Source organism: uncultured Methanobrevibacter sp. (assembly GCF_947169325.1).
Classification (GTDB): domain Archaea; phylum Methanobacteriota; class Methanobacteria; order Methanobacteriales; family Methanobacteriaceae; genus Methanocatella.
In genome coordinates this window covers 1-19,349 of record NZ_CAMVPN010000049.1, presented here as the reverse complement: position 1 = coordinate 19,349, position 19,349 = coordinate 1, and the positions used below count along the sequence as shown (strand labels likewise).

General features: G+C 35.5%; 19 protein-coding genes, 1 tRNA gene and 1 other RNA gene. 7 read left to right on the top strand and 14 right to left on the bottom strand.

The features are described from left to right. Positions 1-43: 43 nt before the first annotated feature. Complete coding sequence (locus Q0W26_RS07720) at positions 44-1,864, top strand: DUF2070 family protein (RefSeq protein ID WP_298523705.1); 1,821 nt, start codon at positions 44-46, stop codon at positions 1,862-1,864. Here Q0W26_RS07720 and Q0W26_RS07715 read toward each other — a convergent pair. Further along, positions 1,859-2,131 (bottom strand): hypothetical protein, encoded by a 273-nt coding sequence (locus Q0W26_RS07715; protein WP_298523704.1) that lies wholly within the window; start codon positions 2,129-2,131, stop codon positions 1,859-1,861. The genes Q0W26_RS07720 and Q0W26_RS07715 overlap by 6 nt on opposite strands. An 85-nt stretch (positions 2,132-2,216) precedes the next feature. Here Q0W26_RS07715 and rqcH point away from each other — a divergent pair, with 85 nt between their 5' ends. After that, a complete protein-coding gene (gene rqcH, locus Q0W26_RS07710; RefSeq protein ID WP_298523703.1) occupies positions 2,217-4,232 on the top strand; it encodes a ribosome rescue protein RqcH in 2,016 nt (671 codons plus the stop codon). Here the strand turns inward: rqcH and Q0W26_RS07705 are convergent. Continuing rightward, positions 4,229-4,948: a metal-dependent hydrolase gene (locus tag Q0W26_RS07705; protein ID WP_298523702.1), complete on the bottom strand. Its 720-nt coding sequence runs from the start codon at positions 4,946-4,948 to the stop codon at positions 4,229-4,231. The genes rqcH and Q0W26_RS07705 overlap by 4 nt on opposite strands. After that, the gene (locus tag Q0W26_RS07700) at positions 4,948-6,117 is read right to left on the bottom strand and encodes a hypothetical protein (protein WP_298523701.1); all 1,170 of its coding nucleotides are present in this window, start codon (positions 6,115-6,117) and stop codon (positions 4,948-4,950) included. Before Q0W26_RS07700 ends, Q0W26_RS07705 begins: the two co-directional genes overlap by 1 nt. A gap of 185 nt (positions 6,118-6,302) precedes the next feature. Between Q0W26_RS07700 and Q0W26_RS07695 the strand changes: the two genes are divergently transcribed. Together Q0W26_RS07695 and Q0W26_RS07690 are read left to right on the top strand one after the other, a co-directional pair. Further along, positions 6,303-6,509: a class III signal peptide-containing protein gene (locus Q0W26_RS07695; RefSeq protein WP_298523700.1), complete on the top strand. Its 207-nt coding sequence runs from the start codon at positions 6,303-6,305 to the stop codon at positions 6,507-6,509. Further along, positions 6,502-6,681: a class III signal peptide-containing protein gene (locus tag Q0W26_RS07690; protein WP_298523699.1), complete on the top strand. Its 180-nt coding sequence runs from the start codon at positions 6,502-6,504 to the stop codon at positions 6,679-6,681. The genes Q0W26_RS07695 and Q0W26_RS07690 overlap by 8 nt, the downstream gene beginning before the upstream one ends. Before the next feature lie 17 nt (positions 6,682-6,698). Here the strand turns inward: Q0W26_RS07690 and fwdF are convergent, their stop codons facing one another. The 4 genes from fwdF to Q0W26_RS07670 form a co-directional block, all read right to left on the bottom strand. Further along, complete coding sequence (gene fwdF, locus Q0W26_RS07685) at positions 6,699-7,715, bottom strand: tungsten-dependent formylmethanofuran dehydrogenase subunit FwdF (RefSeq protein ID WP_298523698.1); 1,017 nt, start codon at positions 7,713-7,715, stop codon at positions 6,699-6,701. 9 nt (positions 7,716-7,724) lie between these two features. Further along, positions 7,725-7,916 carry a 4Fe-4S binding protein gene (locus Q0W26_RS07680; protein ID WP_298523697.1) on the bottom strand — a complete coding sequence of 64 codons (192 nt, stop codon included), beginning with the start codon at positions 7,914-7,916 and terminating at the stop codon, positions 7,725-7,727. 105 nt (positions 7,917-8,021) lie between these two features. Then, positions 8,022-8,480: a phosphopantetheine adenylyltransferase gene (locus tag Q0W26_RS07675; protein ID WP_298523696.1), complete on the bottom strand. Its 459-nt coding sequence runs from the start codon at positions 8,478-8,480 to the stop codon at positions 8,022-8,024. 106 nt (positions 8,481-8,586) lie between these two features. Beyond that, on the bottom strand, positions 8,587-11,472 hold the full coding sequence (locus Q0W26_RS07670) for an Ig-like domain repeat protein (protein WP_298523706.1): 2,886 nt from the start codon (positions 11,470-11,472) through the stop codon (positions 8,587-8,589). A 504-nt stretch (positions 11,473-11,976) separates the two neighbouring features. On the opposite strand from Q0W26_RS07670, the gene Q0W26_RS07665 reads away from it, so the two are divergent. The 3 genes from Q0W26_RS07665 to Q0W26_RS07655 all read left to right on the top strand — a co-directional run bounded on the left by Q0W26_RS07665 (position 11,977) and on the right by Q0W26_RS07655 (position 15,608). Next, positions 11,977-13,530 (top strand): radical SAM protein, encoded by a 1,554-nt coding sequence (locus Q0W26_RS07665; RefSeq protein WP_298523695.1) that lies wholly within the window; start codon positions 11,977-11,979, stop codon positions 13,528-13,530. 61 nt (positions 13,531-13,591) lie between these two features. Further along, the gene (locus Q0W26_RS07660; RefSeq protein ID WP_298523694.1) at positions 13,592-14,710 is read left to right on the top strand and encodes a pyridoxal phosphate-dependent aminotransferase; all 1,119 of its coding nucleotides are present in this window, start codon (positions 13,592-13,594) and stop codon (positions 14,708-14,710) included. Next, positions 14,703-15,608 carry a cation diffusion facilitator family transporter gene (locus Q0W26_RS07655; protein WP_298523693.1) on the top strand — a complete coding sequence of 302 codons (906 nt, stop codon included), beginning with the start codon at positions 14,703-14,705 and terminating at the stop codon, positions 15,606-15,608. Before Q0W26_RS07660 ends, Q0W26_RS07655 begins: the two co-directional genes overlap by 8 nt. Positions 15,609-15,611: 3 nt before the next feature. Here the strand turns inward: Q0W26_RS07655 and Q0W26_RS07650 are convergent. The 7 genes from Q0W26_RS07650 to Q0W26_RS07620 all read right to left on the bottom strand — a co-directional run bounded on the left by Q0W26_RS07650 (position 15,612) and on the right by Q0W26_RS07620 (position 19,097). Continuing rightward, a tRNA-Ser gene (locus tag Q0W26_RS07650) sits at positions 15,612-15,695 on the bottom strand. A 63-nt stretch (positions 15,696-15,758) separates the two neighbouring features. Then, positions 15,759-16,073: signal recognition particle sRNA (gene ffs / locus Q0W26_RS07645), an RNA gene on the bottom strand. Between the two features lie 165 nt (positions 16,074-16,238). Further along, entirely contained in the window at positions 16,239-16,625 is a 387-nt protein-coding gene (locus Q0W26_RS07640; protein WP_298523692.1) for a CBS domain-containing protein, read from the bottom strand. Beyond that, a complete protein-coding gene (locus Q0W26_RS07635) occupies positions 16,606-17,517 on the bottom strand; it encodes a 2-phosphoglycerate kinase (protein WP_298523691.1) in 912 nt (303 codons plus the stop codon). Before Q0W26_RS07635 ends, Q0W26_RS07640 begins: the two co-directional genes overlap by 20 nt. Before the next feature lie 90 nt (positions 17,518-17,607). Beyond that, positions 17,608-18,297, bottom strand: a complete 690-nt coding sequence (locus Q0W26_RS07630) for a metallophosphoesterase (protein ID WP_298523690.1) — start codon at positions 18,295-18,297, stop codon at positions 17,608-17,610. Further along, entirely contained in the window at positions 18,298-18,834 is a 537-nt protein-coding gene (locus Q0W26_RS07625) for a DUF2096 domain-containing protein (RefSeq protein WP_298523689.1), read from the bottom strand. Next, positions 18,831-19,097 (bottom strand): DUF749 domain-containing protein, encoded by a 267-nt coding sequence (locus Q0W26_RS07620; protein ID WP_298523688.1) that lies wholly within the window; start codon positions 19,095-19,097, stop codon positions 18,831-18,833. Before Q0W26_RS07620 ends, Q0W26_RS07625 begins: the two co-directional genes overlap by 4 nt. Positions 19,098-19,349: the final 252 nt, after the last annotated feature.

Genomic DNA, 19,349 nt, shown 5'->3' with positions numbered 1-19,349 from the left:
TTTTATATGAGCATTTTATACAAAAAGTGTCGGGTAAACAAATATGTCAAGTATGAGTAGTGTTGCAGGACTTTCAAAATATATAAAAACCCTGCCAAAAACCAAATTTTCAGTAATGGCAATTCTTTTAATAAGTTTTTTGATAGGCAGCAGTATTTATCTTATTGATTATATACCAACATCAGGGATTATACAAGACTTCCTTTATGGAGGATTTTATGGAGTGGTAGTATTTGGAATCACTTCAATAATGGGTGCGGTCCTTAACCAACAGGTCATAGATGCCCTTCACGGAATCAACCTGAAAATCAAACATTCAATGTTTTTATCAGGTCTTTCACTAACCTTTTTAGGCATTGTCATGATTTTAGGATGTGCACTTTCATGGGTCGTCAACATCGACCTGTTCCTGAATTCCATGCTATTCGGATGTGTGCTGATTTACGGTTTTAACACACTCGTATTCTGGGCCACTTCAAAAGTCAGATTTTCCCTTGCAGCCATAACAGGACTTATCCAACCACTACTCATTTTGGCAATGTATACACTAATCACATTTTTATTTGTCGATACAAGTTTCATGGGCCCTGTTATCCTGCAGGTTACAATCAAGGCATTGGTTGCAGCAATTATCTTTGTTTTAGCCATTTATGCATTCATTACCATCATTGCATCTCCATTCAAGAAAAATTTGGGAATAGGAGTATTGGATCTGTTAAGTTTATTTATCGCACACATGAACGAAGGATCAAACTCCCTTGAAGGACTGTTCGAAACAATGGGAGAAGCAATTGATACTGCAGTAACATTCGTCAGTTTCAAGGCTGAAGATGGAATAAAGGCATTATTCATTTCCCCATCCGTCCATCCAGGACCTCTTGGTGATTTGGGAGGATCAAACATGCCGACAATCCTTGCAGGCAAATTCAGCCATTTCACAATGGTTGCCCACGGACCGTCAACCCATGATTTCAATCCGATAGCAGTATCTGAAATAGACAAGATTGAAAGTACAGTCAAAAAAGGATTAGCAAAAGTCGAGTATTCACCATACGCAAGTAAATTCGTAAGGTATACTGCAGATAAGGCAAATATTGGTGTTCAATTCTTCAACGACGGCATGGTAATCCTTTCCACTTTCGCTCCAGAAGCTGTTGATGACATTGAATTCGGTGTCGGACTTACCATGATGGCCCAAAGCAGAAGCAAATGCAATGTTGAGGATTCCATCATTGTTGACTGCCACAATTCATTTGAGCCTGAAAGTGGTGAAGTGCTGCCTGGAAATGCGGAAGTGTTCCATCTCATTGAAGTTATCGACAAGATAGAAGCAGACCCTGAAAAATCAACAGTTAAAGTGGGATGCTATGAAAACTCAATGCCAACTCTGGGCAAACAGGAAGGACTCGGTGAAAGCGGAATCAAAACAATGATTGTTGAAGTCTCCGGTCAAAGAACAGCTTATGTCCTGTTTGATTCAAACAATATGGAAATCGGATTCAGACAGGAAATCATAGATGCAGTTCAAGACTTGGAAATAGATGAAATTGAAGTGATGACAACAGATACACATACCGTGAATACACTTTCCAGAGGATACAATCCTATTGGAATTGCAAAAAGACCTGAAATTATAGAATATGTGAGATTAAGTATCGTTGAAGCGATTGAAGATTTAGAAAAAGTAGAAGTTGGAACTGGAACTGAAAAAATCAAGAACTTGAAAACATTCGGACCAAAGAATTCAACTGAACTAATATCAACAATCAGTTCAGTTGTGGCCGTAAGTAAAATTATAGCTCCAGTTTTACTGATTACAGCATTATTTATAGTATTCGTGTGGATCTTCTTTGGAGGATTATAGGTACATTACGAATAATGTGTATGAAATAACCCATGTAAAGAAGAATGGTGAAATTCCATCCCATAACCATTGGGAAAATCCGGAAATTTCCTCACCAGCCATCCTTTGACAGAATTGGCCGACAAAATATAAAATGATTAATGCAATAAAGCCTGCAAAAATCTCATTTTTAAATCCGAACCAACCTAATGTCAAGGCTGTTGAAATTAAAGCTGCAATAAGAGCAAAAATAATATGAATACTTGTAACTTTAATAGTTGTGTCCATTGATATCCTCCATAAATTAAATAGATTAATATAATTTTAGTGATTATAATATATTAAAGTATTGATTAACAAAAGGTGTTTTATAATGAAATCAATGTCTAATGTAGACATTTATACAATAAGTAACGAATTGAATAATTTATTAAGCGGTGCAAGAGTAGACAAATCATTCCAGCCAACCAAAGATATAGTTATAATCAGATTCCATGTTGCTGGAACCGGCAGAGTGGATTTGGTAATGCAATGCGGCTCCAGAATACATACAAGCCAATATCCTCTTGAAAACCCGACAACCCCACCGTCATTTCCCATGCTTTTGAGAAAAAAAATTAAGGGAGCCCATGTCGAAAGCATAAAGCAGCACAATTTCGACCGTGTAGTTGAAATCAAGGTCAAGAAAGACCAATATTACACAATCATTGTTGAATTATTCGATAAGGGAAATATCATCCTTTTGGATGAAGAAAACAACATCATAGCACCTCTCAAAAGAAAGCAAATGAGCGACAGGGACATAAGTTCCAAAAGGGAATACAAGTTCCCGGAAGAGAGAGGAATCAATCCTATTTCTGCAGATAAGGAAGAGTTTAAGGAAATCTTTGAAGAGGACAGCGATGTCGTAAGAACCCTTGCAAGAAACGGTTTTGGAAGTTTATATGCAGAGGAGATTATCAAAAGGGCAAATGAAACAATTGAAATCGACAAGAATACTCAAAACGAAGATTTGACAGATGAGCAGATTAACGGATTGTTCGACGGCTTTAAAGACCTGTTCGATAATCTGAAAAACGATTCAATCAAGCCCCAAATTGTAAAAAACGAATCCAAGGAAGATGTCGTTGCACTGGATCTTGTCAAATATGATGGTTTTGAAAAAACATACTATGAAACATTCAATGAGGCATGTGATGAGTTTTACTCCAAAAAGGTTAACACCACCATCATAGACGTCAAGGAAGCAGCCTGGAACAAAAAGGTAAACAAGTTCGAAAAAAGATTGAATTTACAACAAGAAACCCTTGATAATTTTATGACTACCATCGAAGAAAGCCAACATAAGGGAGAGGTTATTTATTCTAATTACCCTTCCATTGAAAACATCATTAATGTTGTAAACTCAGCAAGGAGTAAGGACTATTCTTTTAAAGAAATTGGAAAAACACTCAAAAAAGCAAAGGCTGACGGAATGGCTGAAGCGCAAATATATGACTCAATCGACAAGCTGGGAGTTCTCACCTTAGACATTGACAATACCAAAATAACAATAGACCCAAAGCTCACAATACCTGAAAATGCCGAAGTATACTACGAAAAGGCCAAAAAGGCAAAACGTAAGTCAAAAGGTGCCCTGGTTGCTATTGAAAACACCAAAAAGCAGCTTGAAAAAATCAAGGCCAAAAAGGACGTGGCCATGGAAAACATTCTCACACCTAAAAAGAGAGTCAAGAAAAATCTCAAATGGTATGAGAAGCTTCGATGGTTCATCAGCTCCGAAGGAGTTCTGGTAGTCGGAGGACGTGACGCAAATACAAATGAAAGTGTTGTCAAAAAATATTTGGAGCCAAATGACATTTACCTGCATGCAGATATACATGGTGCGTCATCAACAGCAATAAAATTAAACGGCAATGAATTAAATGACACCCTCCTTAAAGAATCCGGAGAGTTTGCGGCATCATTTTCATCTGCTTGGTCAAAAGGATTGACATCTCAGGACGTGTTTTGGGTGCATCCGGACCAGGTTTCAAAAACCCCTGAAGCGGGAGAGTTTTTGGCAAAAGGATCATTTGTAATAAGAGGCCATAGAAATTACATCAGAGGTGCAAGAGTCAAGCTGGCAGTTGGAATTGTTGATTACGAAGGAAAACGCATAATGGCAGGCCCAATTGAAGCTTTAGAAGCACACTGTGAAAACTACGTCGTTTTAAAACCAGGATTTACAAAAAAAGAAGCAATCGCCAAAAAAATCATCGGAAAAATAAATGAAGATGACCTGCTAAGCCTTGATGACATCATAAGGGTGCTTCCATCCGGAAAATGCGACATCGATGAAGAGTACCATCAAAGAAAAAAATATGAGAAAAAATATGAAAATGATTAATCCTGATAATCTTCAGGATTAAACTCAAAATATTCATCAGGGTTCATAACGACAACATCAATGTTAGGGTTGAACTGACTTACAAAATTAGCAAAAATTGCAGGGTCCTGTTCAATAGGCGGGAAAGTATTGTAGTGCATTGGAATAACAACTTTTGGATTTAACCACATGGTAGCTAGAGCCGCTTCAAATGGACCCATTGTAAACTTGTCACCAATTGGAACCAACACCACATCAGGTTTGTAGATATCACCGATAATATCTTTCATATCCCCGAATAGCCCGGTGTCTCCAGCATGGAAGACTTTGGTTCCGTCTTCGAAAGTTATAAGAAAACTGGCAGCGCTGCCACCAGGAACTGTCTCCTCTACAATGTCAATGTCTGATGAATGCTTTGCATCAAGCATTGTAAACTTAACGTTTCTATAGATAAATGATCCGCCAATGTTTACACTAATGTTTCTGATACCCTGTTTAGCTAAAAAGAGTGAAATTTCATGTATGCAAGCTATTGGAGCATTAGTGTTGTTTGATATTTCTAATGCATCGCCAAAGTGGTCTGAGTGACCATGAGTGAGCAATATGATATCAGGGTTCAGTTCCTCTACAGGAACTTGGCAAGTCGGATTGTTGCTTATGAACGGATCGATTAGAATTTTAACATTATCATCACTTATTATTTCAAATGCAGAGTGACCTAACCATCTTATTTCCATTATGCGGTTCCTCCCATTGCTGAAATGATAACGCTTTCATCCAAATTAGATGCAATGTTCCATGTCTTTTCAAAATCGGCCCTGATATTTGAAATGGAGTTTCTGTCATCATATATTGCACCATATTCAAAGTCGTTTTGACCTTCTGAAATAATCATTGCATGTGAATCGTCAGTAATCAGATTGACTGTGTGAACTTTAGGCACTGTTTTTATGTGAACGCCCTGTTTGATTAAGGATGAGACTAAAAACATGTAGGACATGTCTGACAAATCAAATTCATCGATGATAACCCTGGAATAGATTGTTGGAACATGTGACAGGAACCTGTCTGACAAATCATTCAATGAAGGGATTTCCAACATTATCTCCTTATTTACATTGACTGCCAATTGTTCGAAAGCTTCCTGTGAAGTTACAAGACCAGTATCGGAAATGACATAACTTTTAAGCAGCTTAGGGATAGGCAAGCTTTCAGGGTTGTTAATGTCGATTTTGATGTCCCTTGGTTCTGAAACTTCAGCAACGACAGGAGGTTTGACCTCAACAGGAGGCTCTTCAACAACAGGAGGCTCTTCTGCCAAAACACGAATTATGTCATTTGACTTGTCGTTTTCCACAACAAATGGTGGAATTTCTTCACTAAAGTAATCATCACTACGTCTTTTAGGGGCTCTTGTAACTTTTAACGGTTTATCATAACGAGGAGTGAAATTTAATTGTCTGTCAAAATTAACATCTGCCTCTTCTTGAGGGACAACATTCAATACTGCTTTTGGATTGTCCTCATAATCATCACGTAAAAATTGGCTTGTATCCAGCCCTTCATAGTCGTCTAAAACAAGATCATGATAACCTTCGTCATCATATTCATTAAAATCTCTTTGAGGCCTTAAAGAAGGACCTGCATTTTCCGGTTTTCTTTCAAATCTGCTTAATGAAGGTCCATTATGTTCATCTGAGCTTAAAAAGTCTTTGATCATATTAGTAGTTCTATCAGCATTATATTCAACGAAATAGCTGACAATGAGAATTATTCCAACGATAGAAATAATAAGACCTACCAATAACAAGACACTTATCAAGTTATATACCATTGTCTCATATGCTATGAGAATACCAATTACAAATAAAATAAAACCTGAAACTAATTTTATTGTATTCCCCATGATTTCACCCTTATTAATTATTAATCACCCTATTATTTTAACTAATATAGAATATTTACAACATTATTAATAAATCTAATGGAAAAAACACGCAAAAAATCGAGAAAAAATAAAATGCAGTAATACTTTTTTACAAAATAGTAATATTAATATAGTAAAAAAGCCAATATTAAATTGGTGAAACTATGAGAAAAATGAAACTATTAATCGACGAAAATTCAGGACAAGGAGCGGCCGAATATATTCTCCTTTTTGGAGGAGTAATAGTAATTGCCTTACTTGCCCTAACAATTTACAGAACCTATATGGAAACTAGTGACACCAGCTTAAAAGCAAAGGACGATATCATGGACGTCCGAAACACAATCCTTGATAACAGGACACATGTTTAAAAAGATAGATAACAAAGGACAGGGAAGTGCTGAACTGATCCTTATTATTGGCGGATTGGTTGTAATAGTGCTCTTTGTTGGAAGTTATTTATCAAACATAACTCAACAAACCCAAAGCAATATAGACAAATTGTTAAAATTAGAACGAGATAATCTAATAAATAAAATTTGAAAATAGAGATTATTTCTCTATTTTCCACCTAAAATTGAGTTTAAGATTTCATCCCATGATTCGGAATTAATGTTGTTCAATTTCATGGAAGTTCTGTTTAATATTCTGATGTGCTGTGGACATGCACTTATACAAGCTCCACATAAATTACAGAAATCTAAATTGGTAACTGCTTTTCCGTCAATGATTTCAACCGCATTACATGGGCATACATCTTGACATGCGTGGCAAGACTCACCTTTACAAATCTTTTCATCCGCTTCGTTTTCAACAACTTCTAAAGTACCTTCAAACGGTTTAACAATAGTAATTGCATCAACAGGACAGATTTCTGAACACCAGTTACAGGTTACACATGAACCTTTTGAAATGAATGTGGTTCCAACAATTTCAGGAACATTAATTTCATCCTGTAGCATACAGGTTGAACAGACTTCTTTGATTGCATTTTGAGGGCAAACTCTCTTACATACACCACAAAACACACATTTGTCAAGATCCACTTCAATGGAATTATTAAGCATATCAACACTTGAAGTAGGAACATTGTTCACTGTAATAGCTTCTGCAGGACATAAATCTGCACAGAATGAACAGTAGATACACTCATCCTTATCGATTGAAATTTCTCCTCTTAGCAATTCTTTTCTCTCAGGAAGAGTTCTATCAAAGACGATTGCATCACGAGGACAGACTTTATTACATCTACCACAGTAAATACATTCTTCTTCATTTACTACACATTCTGTTTCCCAAACAGGATAGTTACCCATCTTTTTAATGTCTTCACCATCAATAGATAATGATAAAGCATCAAATGGACAAGCTACAGAACATAATCCGCATAAAACGCATGAGTCCGCATTACATGAAACTAAATCCATTTCGATTAAGCCACGTGCTATTGGTACGGTAGGACCTAATCTTAATGAAGAAGTAGGACATACATCAGTACAGATACCACATCCTACACAGTTATCATCCTTATAAACCAATTTACGTGATTCATTTCCATTTCTTTCAACATTAAACATAATCATCCCTCACGCTTTGGAAATAGCTTGATTAGGACAATTCTGGATACAAAGATCACAATCATCACAGTTTTCAGGAACTATTTTAACATCACCGTCTTCTTCGATAATTGCTCCTTGTTCACAAAGCTTAATGCATAAACCTTGTACTGGGCAATCTTGGATGTGCCCACATTTATCTCCATCAATTATTACTGCCATATAACCACCTCAAAAAAATATTTTTAATTTATTAAAGAAATAACAAATATGTTATATTATCCTATTTGTCGAAATGAACATATAAACATGTCGATTAGTTTTTCATTAATAAATTATTTCACCATTTTTATTGATTTCACCACGCCTAATCCTAGTAGAGGATATAGGAATGCCATCATATGCCAAAACAAAACTAACTACGACAATATCAATAGGTTCCATACCTTTAGAAATTCTAATCTCATTAATTTTAACTGCTGTAGGCTCAGTTTCCTCGCTTACAACAATAGCATCGAAACTAGCATCATAAATGGTAGTCCCATAAGGGTCATCTAACGGAACAATGATAAAATTAGATTTGTCCTTAAAGAATGATTTAAGATTAGCCATTCTCTCTTCACATGAATCAATGTCGCCTTTCAAACCACCAAAAGCATCTGAAGTTACTCCAATTTCAACAGAATTGGCAATTTCAAAAGCGGTTGATAATAATTTTTTATGACCATCATGAAATTTATCAAAAGTTCCGCCGACAGCCACTTTATTATATCTTCTTGAATTCATAATAATGTCCTAATTAGTTTTCTAATTAAATTTTTATGAAAACTATTATAAATTATTAGCTATTTAAAAAGAAGAGAAAAAAAGAGAAAAAAAATAAAATAGAAAATTAGAATGATATAGCTGAATAATAACCTTTAAGGGTATAAGAATTCGCATTCCAATTTACTACGTTTCCAAACGAGTTTCTAGTACTTGTCGCATCACTAACAGTCCAGGTATCGCCTATCAATACCTGAGTCCATACATGACCGTATGTTCCACTAGTGAAAGTACAGGTACCGTGTACATATCTAGCTGCAAGGCCTGCTGTTCTATACATAGCTACCAGCAAGTGAGAATGATCCACACAGTTTCCTTTTTTAGCATTTAAAGTTCCAACAGCACCGTATTTGGTATCATAATAAAAGCTGTATGATATTGTATCACGCACGTAATTGAAGATTGCTGTAGCCTTTTGTGTATCGGTAGTCATTCCTTTGGTCAACTTAGCAACTAACTGCTTGATTTTAGTATTGTTTACTTGACAATTCTTTGAAGCCGCCAAGTATGATGCTAAATTAGATATTGTATTCTTAGAGTTTAGTTTACTGGTTGAACTGGAACTGCCACTTAATGATTTGACAGTTACATAATTTGGCATTATGTCATTGTCACCATAATATGCCACTACACGAGCAAATGCATAAACTACGCCTTTATATCCAATATTACCTACAGCAGAACCAACAGAGTTTGGCATTTTGCCTTTGGAATCTGCAGTTTTTATTAAACTTTTAGCAACTGAATTATAATCTTTTAGATTACCTTTATATGATGCGCTGCCTGGTTTAGTCGGATTTTTAATGTTTTTAAATGCAATGTCTGATTTTTTATTTGAATCTAAATTCACAATAGCTTTAGAAGCTAAATATAAATATTCAGCAGCAGAAATCTTAAGACTTCCAACCTTTACGGTTGACGGTAACTTCTTATGCTTTTCAATGTAATTTTTAACGCTCTTTGATGCTGAGATAATTTGCTTTAAAGACACTTTATCAACAACATGAATCTTGGATGACCCTTTGGTTGAGCCACAAGCATAGCTTACCTTATAATTGCCTACAGACAATTTACCTACATTGATTTTAGCAATACCACTTGAACTTGTCTTTTTAGTGTAAGTTTTTCCATTGACAGTGAATTTGATGGAAGCTCCTTTAACAGGCTTGCTTTTACCGTCAATCAATTTGACTGAATAGGTTACTTTATCTTTTGATGAAGCATACAAGTCGCTTGCGCTGAATTTAGTGCCGTTTACCAAAACATGTTTGGATACAGTGGATGATTGATAAAATGAATCAGAAATAACTGATTTGATTTTATAATAACCTACTGGCAAATCAATCTTCATTTGAGCGACACCCAAAGAATTGGTTTTTTTACTGTAGGTCTTGCCGTTTATAGTAAATTTAACCACAATATTCTTAAGGGCCTTTCCTGAGCTATCCTTAACTGTAGCCTTATAGACTGATCCATCTTTATACTTCATTACCAGATTTTTAGCACTAATCTTAGCGGATACCTTATTGACAATTATGTTTTTGTATCCATAATTGTAGTCAGCCAAACTAAGTTTAGAATACATGTACTTGATTTGGTGTTTTCCTGGATTGAGAGCGCCGACAGATAACTTGGCCACACCTTTTGAGTCGGTTTTGGCAGTGTAAGTTTTACCATCCAATATGAAACGAATTTCCTTATTCTTTAAAGCTTTTCCGGAACTGTCCTTAGCTGTTACGCTGAATTTGGAACCGCTGTTATAATTCATTTTCAAATCGGATGCTGTCAATTTAGTGGATGCGCTTTTGATATATATTGTTCCTGATGCTGAACAGCCAGCATAGTCATTGTCTCCAGCATATTTGTAGGTGATTTTATAAGTGCCTTCTGCAAGAAGAGGAATAACTGTTTTCGCTTTCCCCTTTGCATCTGTCTTTGCAGTCACGTTTTTGCCTGCATATGAAAAGACCACTTTACAATCCTTAAGAGGGCTTCCATTGGAAGCTGTTAATTTTACATAATATGTGTAGTAGTTGTAAGGAAGAATATATGTTTTCTCATTACCTTTTAGGCTGGTGGAATATTTTTTAACAACAATATTGTTGGAAATTTTTTCACCAGAATAAGGATTTGTTGCAGTTACAACATATTTTCCAGCTTTAAGATCCACTTTAGCAGTGGCAACACCGTTTTTATCGGTGGTGAATGTGTATTTTGTTCCACCGATTGTAAATGTTACTTTGGTATTTGACAATGGGGAGTTGTCTTTCCAAAATGTGGCCTTATAATAATTTGTATCGCCATAAACCCTTGTCAAATCCTTTCCACTTACTGAAGATAAAACTTTAACTTTTTTAGAAAGTGAAGATGAGGCATAACTTGAGGTACCGGCATATTTAATTGTTAATGAATAGGTACCAACCGCCAAAGAGGCAGCCTTGATGTTTGCAATACCGTTTTTGTTGGTAGATGCAGTGTAAGTTTTGCCGTTTACTTTCAAGGAAACTTTCTGGTTAGTCAAAGCCTTACCGTTTTTATCCTGCAAAGTCACTTGGAAATAGGTAGCTGACTTGCCGTGATGGGTATTTGACACGGAAAGCTTGGTTGAGGTAGTTCCTGCAGACAAGACATCATCAGCAGAACTGCCTAAAATTGAATCTTCACTTGAAGACACTACAATTTCGCTAGACTCATTTACAGGACTTAATTTTTGTCCCATATTATCCTCATAATAAGACTCCATGCTTGTTAAAACATCGTCTTCAGGATAATCTTCCAAATTATCATCATGAGAATTAACTATATTAGTTTCTGAGATAGAAACCTCGCTAGAAACTTCTAAATTTTCTTGAGATAATGCATTCACATTATCATTAGTTAAATTTGAATCTTCTGTATCTGAAACATTGCCAATATCAACAGCGCTTACGGCCCCTGCAACAACAAAGAACATTAGCACGATTGATATTATGAATGCCTTGTTTTTTATCGAAATTTTTCCACCTCTTGGTTCTCATTACGAAAATTTTATAGTAAAATATGATTATACTAAAATATAGTATTTCATAATGAGTGGTATAAGATATATATTTTAATCTTATATAAATGTTTTTACAACTTTAAAAATTAAAAAACCCATTAAAATCAAACAAATTAATAAAAAAAGGTTAAAATCATATATAAAATAGATATAAAAGACAATTTATATTGAAATAAGCTATAATAAGCTTAAATAACTGGAATTCAAATTAAAATTTTTTAACAACGATGAAAAATAAAAATTTTAATAATTTGTAGTTTTAAAAGGAATTTACTCATATTTCCACAAGTTATGAAAGAATTAAAGAAAATATTGTATGAATTTATAAAATTGAGCCGATGCAATATATTTTTTAATAAAATGAAGTGAATTAACTGGAAAAACGAAAAATGATGAAAATCAAATGCTGTTGATTATATGATATATGAAAAAAATACCTTTATAAAAAATCACAAACAGGTTGACATCCGCTTCGGACTGGCTTATCCGAACATTTACCGAACAGCAATGTCATCTTTAGGCTACAACATATTATATAATCAAATCAATGAAAGGAAGGACTGTTGGTGCGAGAGGATAATCTATCCTTATGTCAGGTCCATAGAATCAAACACTCCCAGCAGGCATTTTGACATAATAAGCTTCACGATACAATTTGAAGAGGACTATTTCAATGTATTGGAAATGCTGAGGCTGGCAGAGATTCCCCTCAAAAGAGAGGACCGCAGCAAAGATGACCCATTGATAATTGCAGGAGGACCATGTGCAACCGCAAATCCAATGCCATTATCAGACTACATCGACATCTTTGTAATCGGCGAAGGGGAACAGACAATTGAGATCCTGATGGACAGATATCTGGAAAGCGGAAATAGAGATTTGAAATATTATCTGGACATTCCAGGGTTGTACATTCCTGAATTTGAAAACAATGCAAAAATAGACCTTATTGAGGACATGGACAATGCATTCCACATTACCGAACCGGTAATCAGCCAAAGCGATGATGAGGATTACCAGACCATCTTCAACAACACCATAATGCTGAATGTTTCAAGGGGATGCACAAGAGGATGCAGATTCTGCATGGCCAGCTACCTTTACCGTCCGGTAAGGGAAACCAGTTATGAGAAATTAATCGACATTGCCATTGAAAACAGGAAAAACACCGGTTTGAACAAGATTACCCTGATAGGTGCTGCCGTTTCCGATTACAGCGAACTTTCAAATCTCATCGAAGGCCTTGAAAATGAAGGATTTCAAATTTCAACACCGTCACTTAGAATCGAATCCATAACAAAACAAACTCTGGAAACCCTGAAAAACAGCGGGCTTAAAACTATAACCCTTGCACCGGAATCCATCGAAAGGCTTAGGAGAGTAATCAACAAGGAGATTCCGGATGAAAAAATTTTTGAGGTAATCCGAAATGCAGTAGAGCTGGACTTCAAAATCAAACTGTATTTCCTGATAGGCATTCCTGGCGAAAGCTTTGAAGATATTGGAAATCTTGTGGTGTACATGAAAAGAATAGCCGGCATGCACACAAGCATAAAAAATGTGAAATTCAGTATCAACCCTGTAATTCCAAAACCCCACACTCCACTTCAATGGGAGACTTATGATTTCAAGGACATCAAAAAGAAGACAAGATATATCAAAAAGGAAATGAAAAAATATGACATAAAATGCGAAAGTCCTAAAAAAGGGTTAATCCAATATATACTGTCATGCGGAAATAGCGATGTTGGTGAACTTATTGAAAAATCATTGGATAAAAAACCTACCATGAAGGAATGGAAGCAGTTAACTCCAGACTATGGCATTGATGATGAACTGCCATGGAGCAACATTGACGTTGGCATAAGCGAAAGGTTTTTGAAAACTGAAAACAGGCGACTGAAAAGTTTGAAGCAGACCCCATGGTGCGAAACATCAGCATGCTACAACTGCGGGTCATGTGAAAAATAATTACTAGAAAAAATAATTTTTACTATAATAAATATATAATATATAATAGTGAGGTAAATTTATGATAAATCCTGCAAGTAGAACAAAGACAATCGAACTGTCACAAATTAGAAAAATGTTTGAAGTGACAAATCCCGATGCAATAAACCTCGGGATTGGCGAACCGGACTTTGATGTCCCGCAAAACATTAAAGATGCAATGAAGAAGTCAATTGATGAAAATGACACTCATTACACTTCAAATAAAGGAATCATTGAGTTAAGGGAAGAAATAGTTAAAAAATTCAAAACAGAAAATGGAATCAATACAGATCCTGAAAACATTCTCGTTACAGCAGGTGCAAGTGAAGCATTGTTCATTTGTGCTCAGGCTTTTGTAGAAAAAGGTGATGAAGTAATCCTTCCAAATCCAAGTTTCCTTTCATATGAAGCCTGCATAAACATTGCCGGAGGAACAATAGTTCCCGTTGACTGCACTATGGAAAACGAATTCAAGCTGAAATCAGACGATGTTGCAGAAAAAATTTCAAAAGATACAAAAGCAATAATCCTGAATTCTCCTTCAAACCCAACAGGAGCAGTAATGGAAAAAGAGGACATCAAAGCGATTGCAGACTTATCAATGGATAATGATTTTTTGATTATTTCCGATGAGATTTATGAAAAGATAATCTATGACAAGAAACATTACTCCCCAGCAAAATACAGCGACAATGTGATTACATTAAACGGATTTTCAAAAACATATGCAATGACAGGACTTAGAATAGGTTATCTGACCGCCAATGAAGATTATACTGAAGAATTGCTTAAGGTACATCAATACAACATAGCATGTGCAAGCACCACCTCACAAAGAGGAGCCTATGAAGCATTGACAGGTCCTCAGGATGAAGTGGAAAAGATGGTCAGTGAATTTAAAAACAGAAGAGATTTAATCGTTTCCAGACTGAATGAAATGGGATATGAAACAGTCAATGCAGAAGGAGCATTTTACGTATTCCCAAAAATTGAAGATAAGGATTTTGTGACTAAAGCGGCAAAAGCAGGAGTCATCACCGTTCCGGGAGCAGCATTCGGCTCAAATGGAGAAGGTCATGTGCGCATGTCATATGCAAATTCATACGACAACATTAAAAGGGCAATGGATATTTTAGAAGAGCGTGTAGTCAATGGATGAGTTTCGTCAAAAAGGTGGGAAAAAAGCAGCAATAGTGGCAATAGGTGCAAACTGCTTTTTAACAGTGCTAAATGTCAGCATTGGATTGATGTGCGGAAGTTATGCACTGGTTTCTGAAGGAGCACATACATTATCTGACATTATCACATCAATCATTGCATATATCGGATTTTACATTGGCCAAAAACCCGCCGACATGGAACACCCAAAAGGACATGGACGTGCCGAAGCCATAAGCGGACTGTTAATAGTTGTTTTTCTGGCATTGGTCGGATGGGAGATTTTACAAGGATCAGTTGAGAGAATATTGAATCCTTCATTAATAACCATTCCGGAAACTCCAGTAGCAATCATGGCCGTTTTTGGAATAATCATAAATTTATCAGTGAGCAGTTATATAATTGATATCGGCAAGCAAATCAAAAGTTCGGCAATCGTTGCAGATGGAAAACATCAAAGAACAGACATTTTCTCATCAATTGCAATATTGGTAGGTGTTATTGTTTCAAACGTAGGTTATCCAATATTGGATCCAATCATCGCTATGGTAATCAGTTTTTTAATCTTTAAAACCGCTTATGACATCGGAAAGGAAAATATCGACAACATCATGGGAAAAGTTCCTTCTGAAGAGTTCATTTTAAGAATCAAGGAAGTGGCAGAAAGCATTCCTGGTGTTGAAAATGCACATGACATCAAGGTTGATTATCTGGGGTCATATGCAACTGTCTCTTTACATATCCAGCTAGATGGAGATATGACATTGTATGACTCTCATAACTATGTGCACATTGTTCAAAATAAAATTTTAAAAGAGATTCCAGAAATAAAGTATGTAATGGTGCATGCATGCCCAATAGGTTTAACATACGACCATCATCAAGAAATAGATAATTAAAAACGCCGGGACGGGGATTTGAACCCCGGAGGTCATATGACCATCGGATTAGCAGTCCGACGCCGTACCAGGCTGGGCCATCCCGACATATAAAAAAACAGTATAATAAATTATATTGTTAGAACTTATTTATAAACTTAATTATTTTCATCAATGGCATGTTCAAAAGTGGACTAATCTCAAAAATACAAGTGATCTAAAAAAGCCAACTCCACCCCGGGATTCTACAAGCATTGAATGTTAATAGTAAAGCTGCTCCCTTCCGGGCCTGACCCGTTCCTATACTTAAGATGACTAATTTTTACCCTCCAGTAAAAATCTCACCACCACCAATCCTGTAGGACGAGGTTTCTATGTTGTTTTCCTAGGCTCATACTTCCTTAAAAAGCCGCCTTTTGAACTTCGACCGCACCAAAGGGGGTGTGTGCTTACAGAGGACCCCTAACCCTCCAGTCTAGCCACTAATAATATATGACTTTAATCTTATATAAATGTTGGTAAAAAACGACTTATTAGAAAAGAAAATAATTACTGGAAATGCAAATAAATCAATTTCTAGAAAAAAATAAAATTATAGTAAATGGCTAAAAACTGTTAAAAGATAAAAATAGAAAATAAAAATAGGTAAAATTAGAATAATTGTTGTATAATATCTCCATCAGAAATAATACCTATTAATTTTCCATCTTCTACGACTGGGAGTTGATTCAATATACCTGAAGAAGCTCCTTCCTTCATGAGTTTGATAGCATCTTCAATACTGTCTTCGGGAGAGACAGTACTAACGGATTTAATCATTATTTCCTCAACGCTTGTTCCCAGTTCATATTTATCCAAAATCAAATTATGACCAACGTCAGTTGCAGTGATGATACCAATCAGTTCATCACCATCAACAACAGGAAGTGAACTAATCTTATGCTCCATCAACTTTTCGAATGCATATACAACATCAATGTCAGGAGAGGTTGTAATCACATCCTTGGTCATAATTTCCTTAACTTTCTTGTTCAACATTCTCAGTACCTCCGAATTGTTCAAGAATATCACTGACCATAATGTCTATGGTTTCATTAATATCCACATTGTTAATTATACGAGAATCATGAATTTTTGCCTGTTCAACCATGAACCTTTGGGTTTTCCTGATTGTATCGAAATTTTCCATATACCTTTCAAGAGACCTTTTTACCCATGGCTGACGGCATCTTGAATAGAATCTCTGCTTGTGAGATTCCTCATCATCAACAGTTAATGTGAAAATTATGATGTTGTTATTGTCAATCAAATCTTTTCTGATGAATCCCGGAACAATATGCACTCCTTCAATGATTGTACTTATTCCTTCCTTGACAGATCTCTCAATAATTGCCTCAATTCCCACATTGACAACATCAACATGACTGATAAATCCTTCAATGACTGAATCTATCCTGATTGAAGGAGTTCTAATACTTTCATATGCATCGAAACTTGATTTATGAATGACAGGGCTTAAATCCTTGGAGACAATCTTACGCATTACCTCACGAATCATGTCTGTACTTATGAGGTTTTTTAATCTGAGACGATTTGCAAGCTCAAAGGCCATTGATGATGTACCTACACCTGATGCACCACCAATCAAAATGATGAGTGGTTTTTTTGAATTCCTAAGTGACCTCCAGTTCTTATATTTTTTTGCAATATTTGAATCGACAGATTCCAAATGATTCAATACAACACCCACCAATTCGGAATTGGAAATCTCATCAATATCCTTTTTTACTAACTCTGCTTCAATATCACTAGCGATTTCATGAGCCCTTAATGACCCGATATCAGCAACATTAAGCGAACGGGCAAGAATTCCTTTAGAAAATGGCTCCTTATACACATTACCGTCAACGTCACCAGTAACCCAAATCATAAAAACACCTACAAAAATATTATATAAACTAATGTTAAATAAAATTTGTTATTTGATTTTGAAAAAAAGAGAAAAAAGAAAGATGAATACCTATTCATCTAAAGATATTAAGCTAATATCATATTCAGGGCCGCCTTTAAGTTCAATTAAGACTGCACCATTATCTTTTAGCATTCCAGGATTAGCTACATCAGTAGTTATTCCTATTTTACTTAGGGATTTTGCTTCATGAATATGTCCGCAGACATTGATTTCAGGTTCGAATTCATGAATTGATTTCAATATTCCTGAACTGCCCACATGCTCTCCGTTTTCCATCTTATCAGCTTCAGTATTGTATGGCGGAGCATGAGTAACCAAAATTCTCACTTTAGGAGCCTCCTTATTATAAACATAGTCATAATTGGCTAACAGTTCATAAACATCCCCATATATTTTGTTATCTTGGATTTCACCGGGAGTATTGAACGGAGTTTCGTTAGATCCCCCATATCCAAACAATATCGCATCATCATATGCAATGATGTTATTGTGCAGACAGAATGATGTCTCATTGATTGCATTGCAAATGCCCTTAGGGTCACAGTTTCCAGGAATGGCTATTACATCAACACCGCAGTCTGCGATTTTCTCTAAAAATTCAGATGCAAACTCCAATGGTCCGAAATCAGTAATATCTCCTAAAACCAGGACCAAATTAATATCATTGTTATTTAAGTAATTATATAAATTTTCGTTTTCTTCACCGTGAACATCACTAATCGCTAAGATTTTAGTCATTTAATCACCTTGTTGTTCTAAAAAGAATGAACCCATTTCTTTTAAACCTGTTTGAAGGTCAGGTTTATCTCCGTGTAACTGAATGGTAATGTCATCGTCAAATTCGATTATTAGACCGTTCCATTCTGCAATTTCCTGAACTCTCTCTTCAGCCAATGGTTTTTTTAATGTTATTCTGCCTGTAGTCAAGCCAGGCGGTGCATTCACTAGGAATTTTGACCTTGATTTTGCAAATTCGAATACTTCTTCGCCGCGCATGACCTTTTTTAATAAATCAAGCCATTCATCGACGTATTCCTCCCCTTCTTCTTCTGCAATAGTTAAAAGAGTTCCTTGAATAGCATTTAAAGACATTTCAGCTTTAGCCAACTCATTAATCAAATCTGGATGGGACGGATCTCTTTTATAAGAACTGATTGATGATCTTATCAATCCCATCTCAGGGTTAATTCCTTTAGGAATCTCATATCCTTTTTTATTCAGGTCTGTAATGAGATGCTGGAGAACTAACCAGTTTTGTTCTGAGGGTAAGCTCATAAATGTCCACCTATAATTTTTAAGGTAGTATGATTGATTTTTGCATCTGCGTCTTTTAATTCTCTTTCAATTTCAGCAGTGCTTTGATATGAATCCAAGAATAAAACATGATGAGTTGAAGTTCCTGCAATATTTAAAATTGCAATTTCATCACTTTGTTTGAGTTCTCTTTTATCAATAGTCGCTTTAAATTGAACATATGGTTCATATTCTTCTGGAAGGTCAGAATATTTAAAAATACCATCTAATGTTGCTACAAACATAATTACACCTCTTCGTATATTATTGGTTATTTTTTTCTTGTTCGTTGTATATAAAGGTAATTACGAATTATTCGTATGTTTTCAAACTAAAAAAATTTTGGATAAAAAAAAGAGTTATCATAGATGATAACTATCCAAAATGTCTTTTCAATGCCTAAAAAAATAAAAAATGAAAGGATTAAAAAATCCTTTATTGAATCTATTCACCTAATGCTTTTTTGATTGCAGGAGTTGCATCAATTCTTTGAGCAT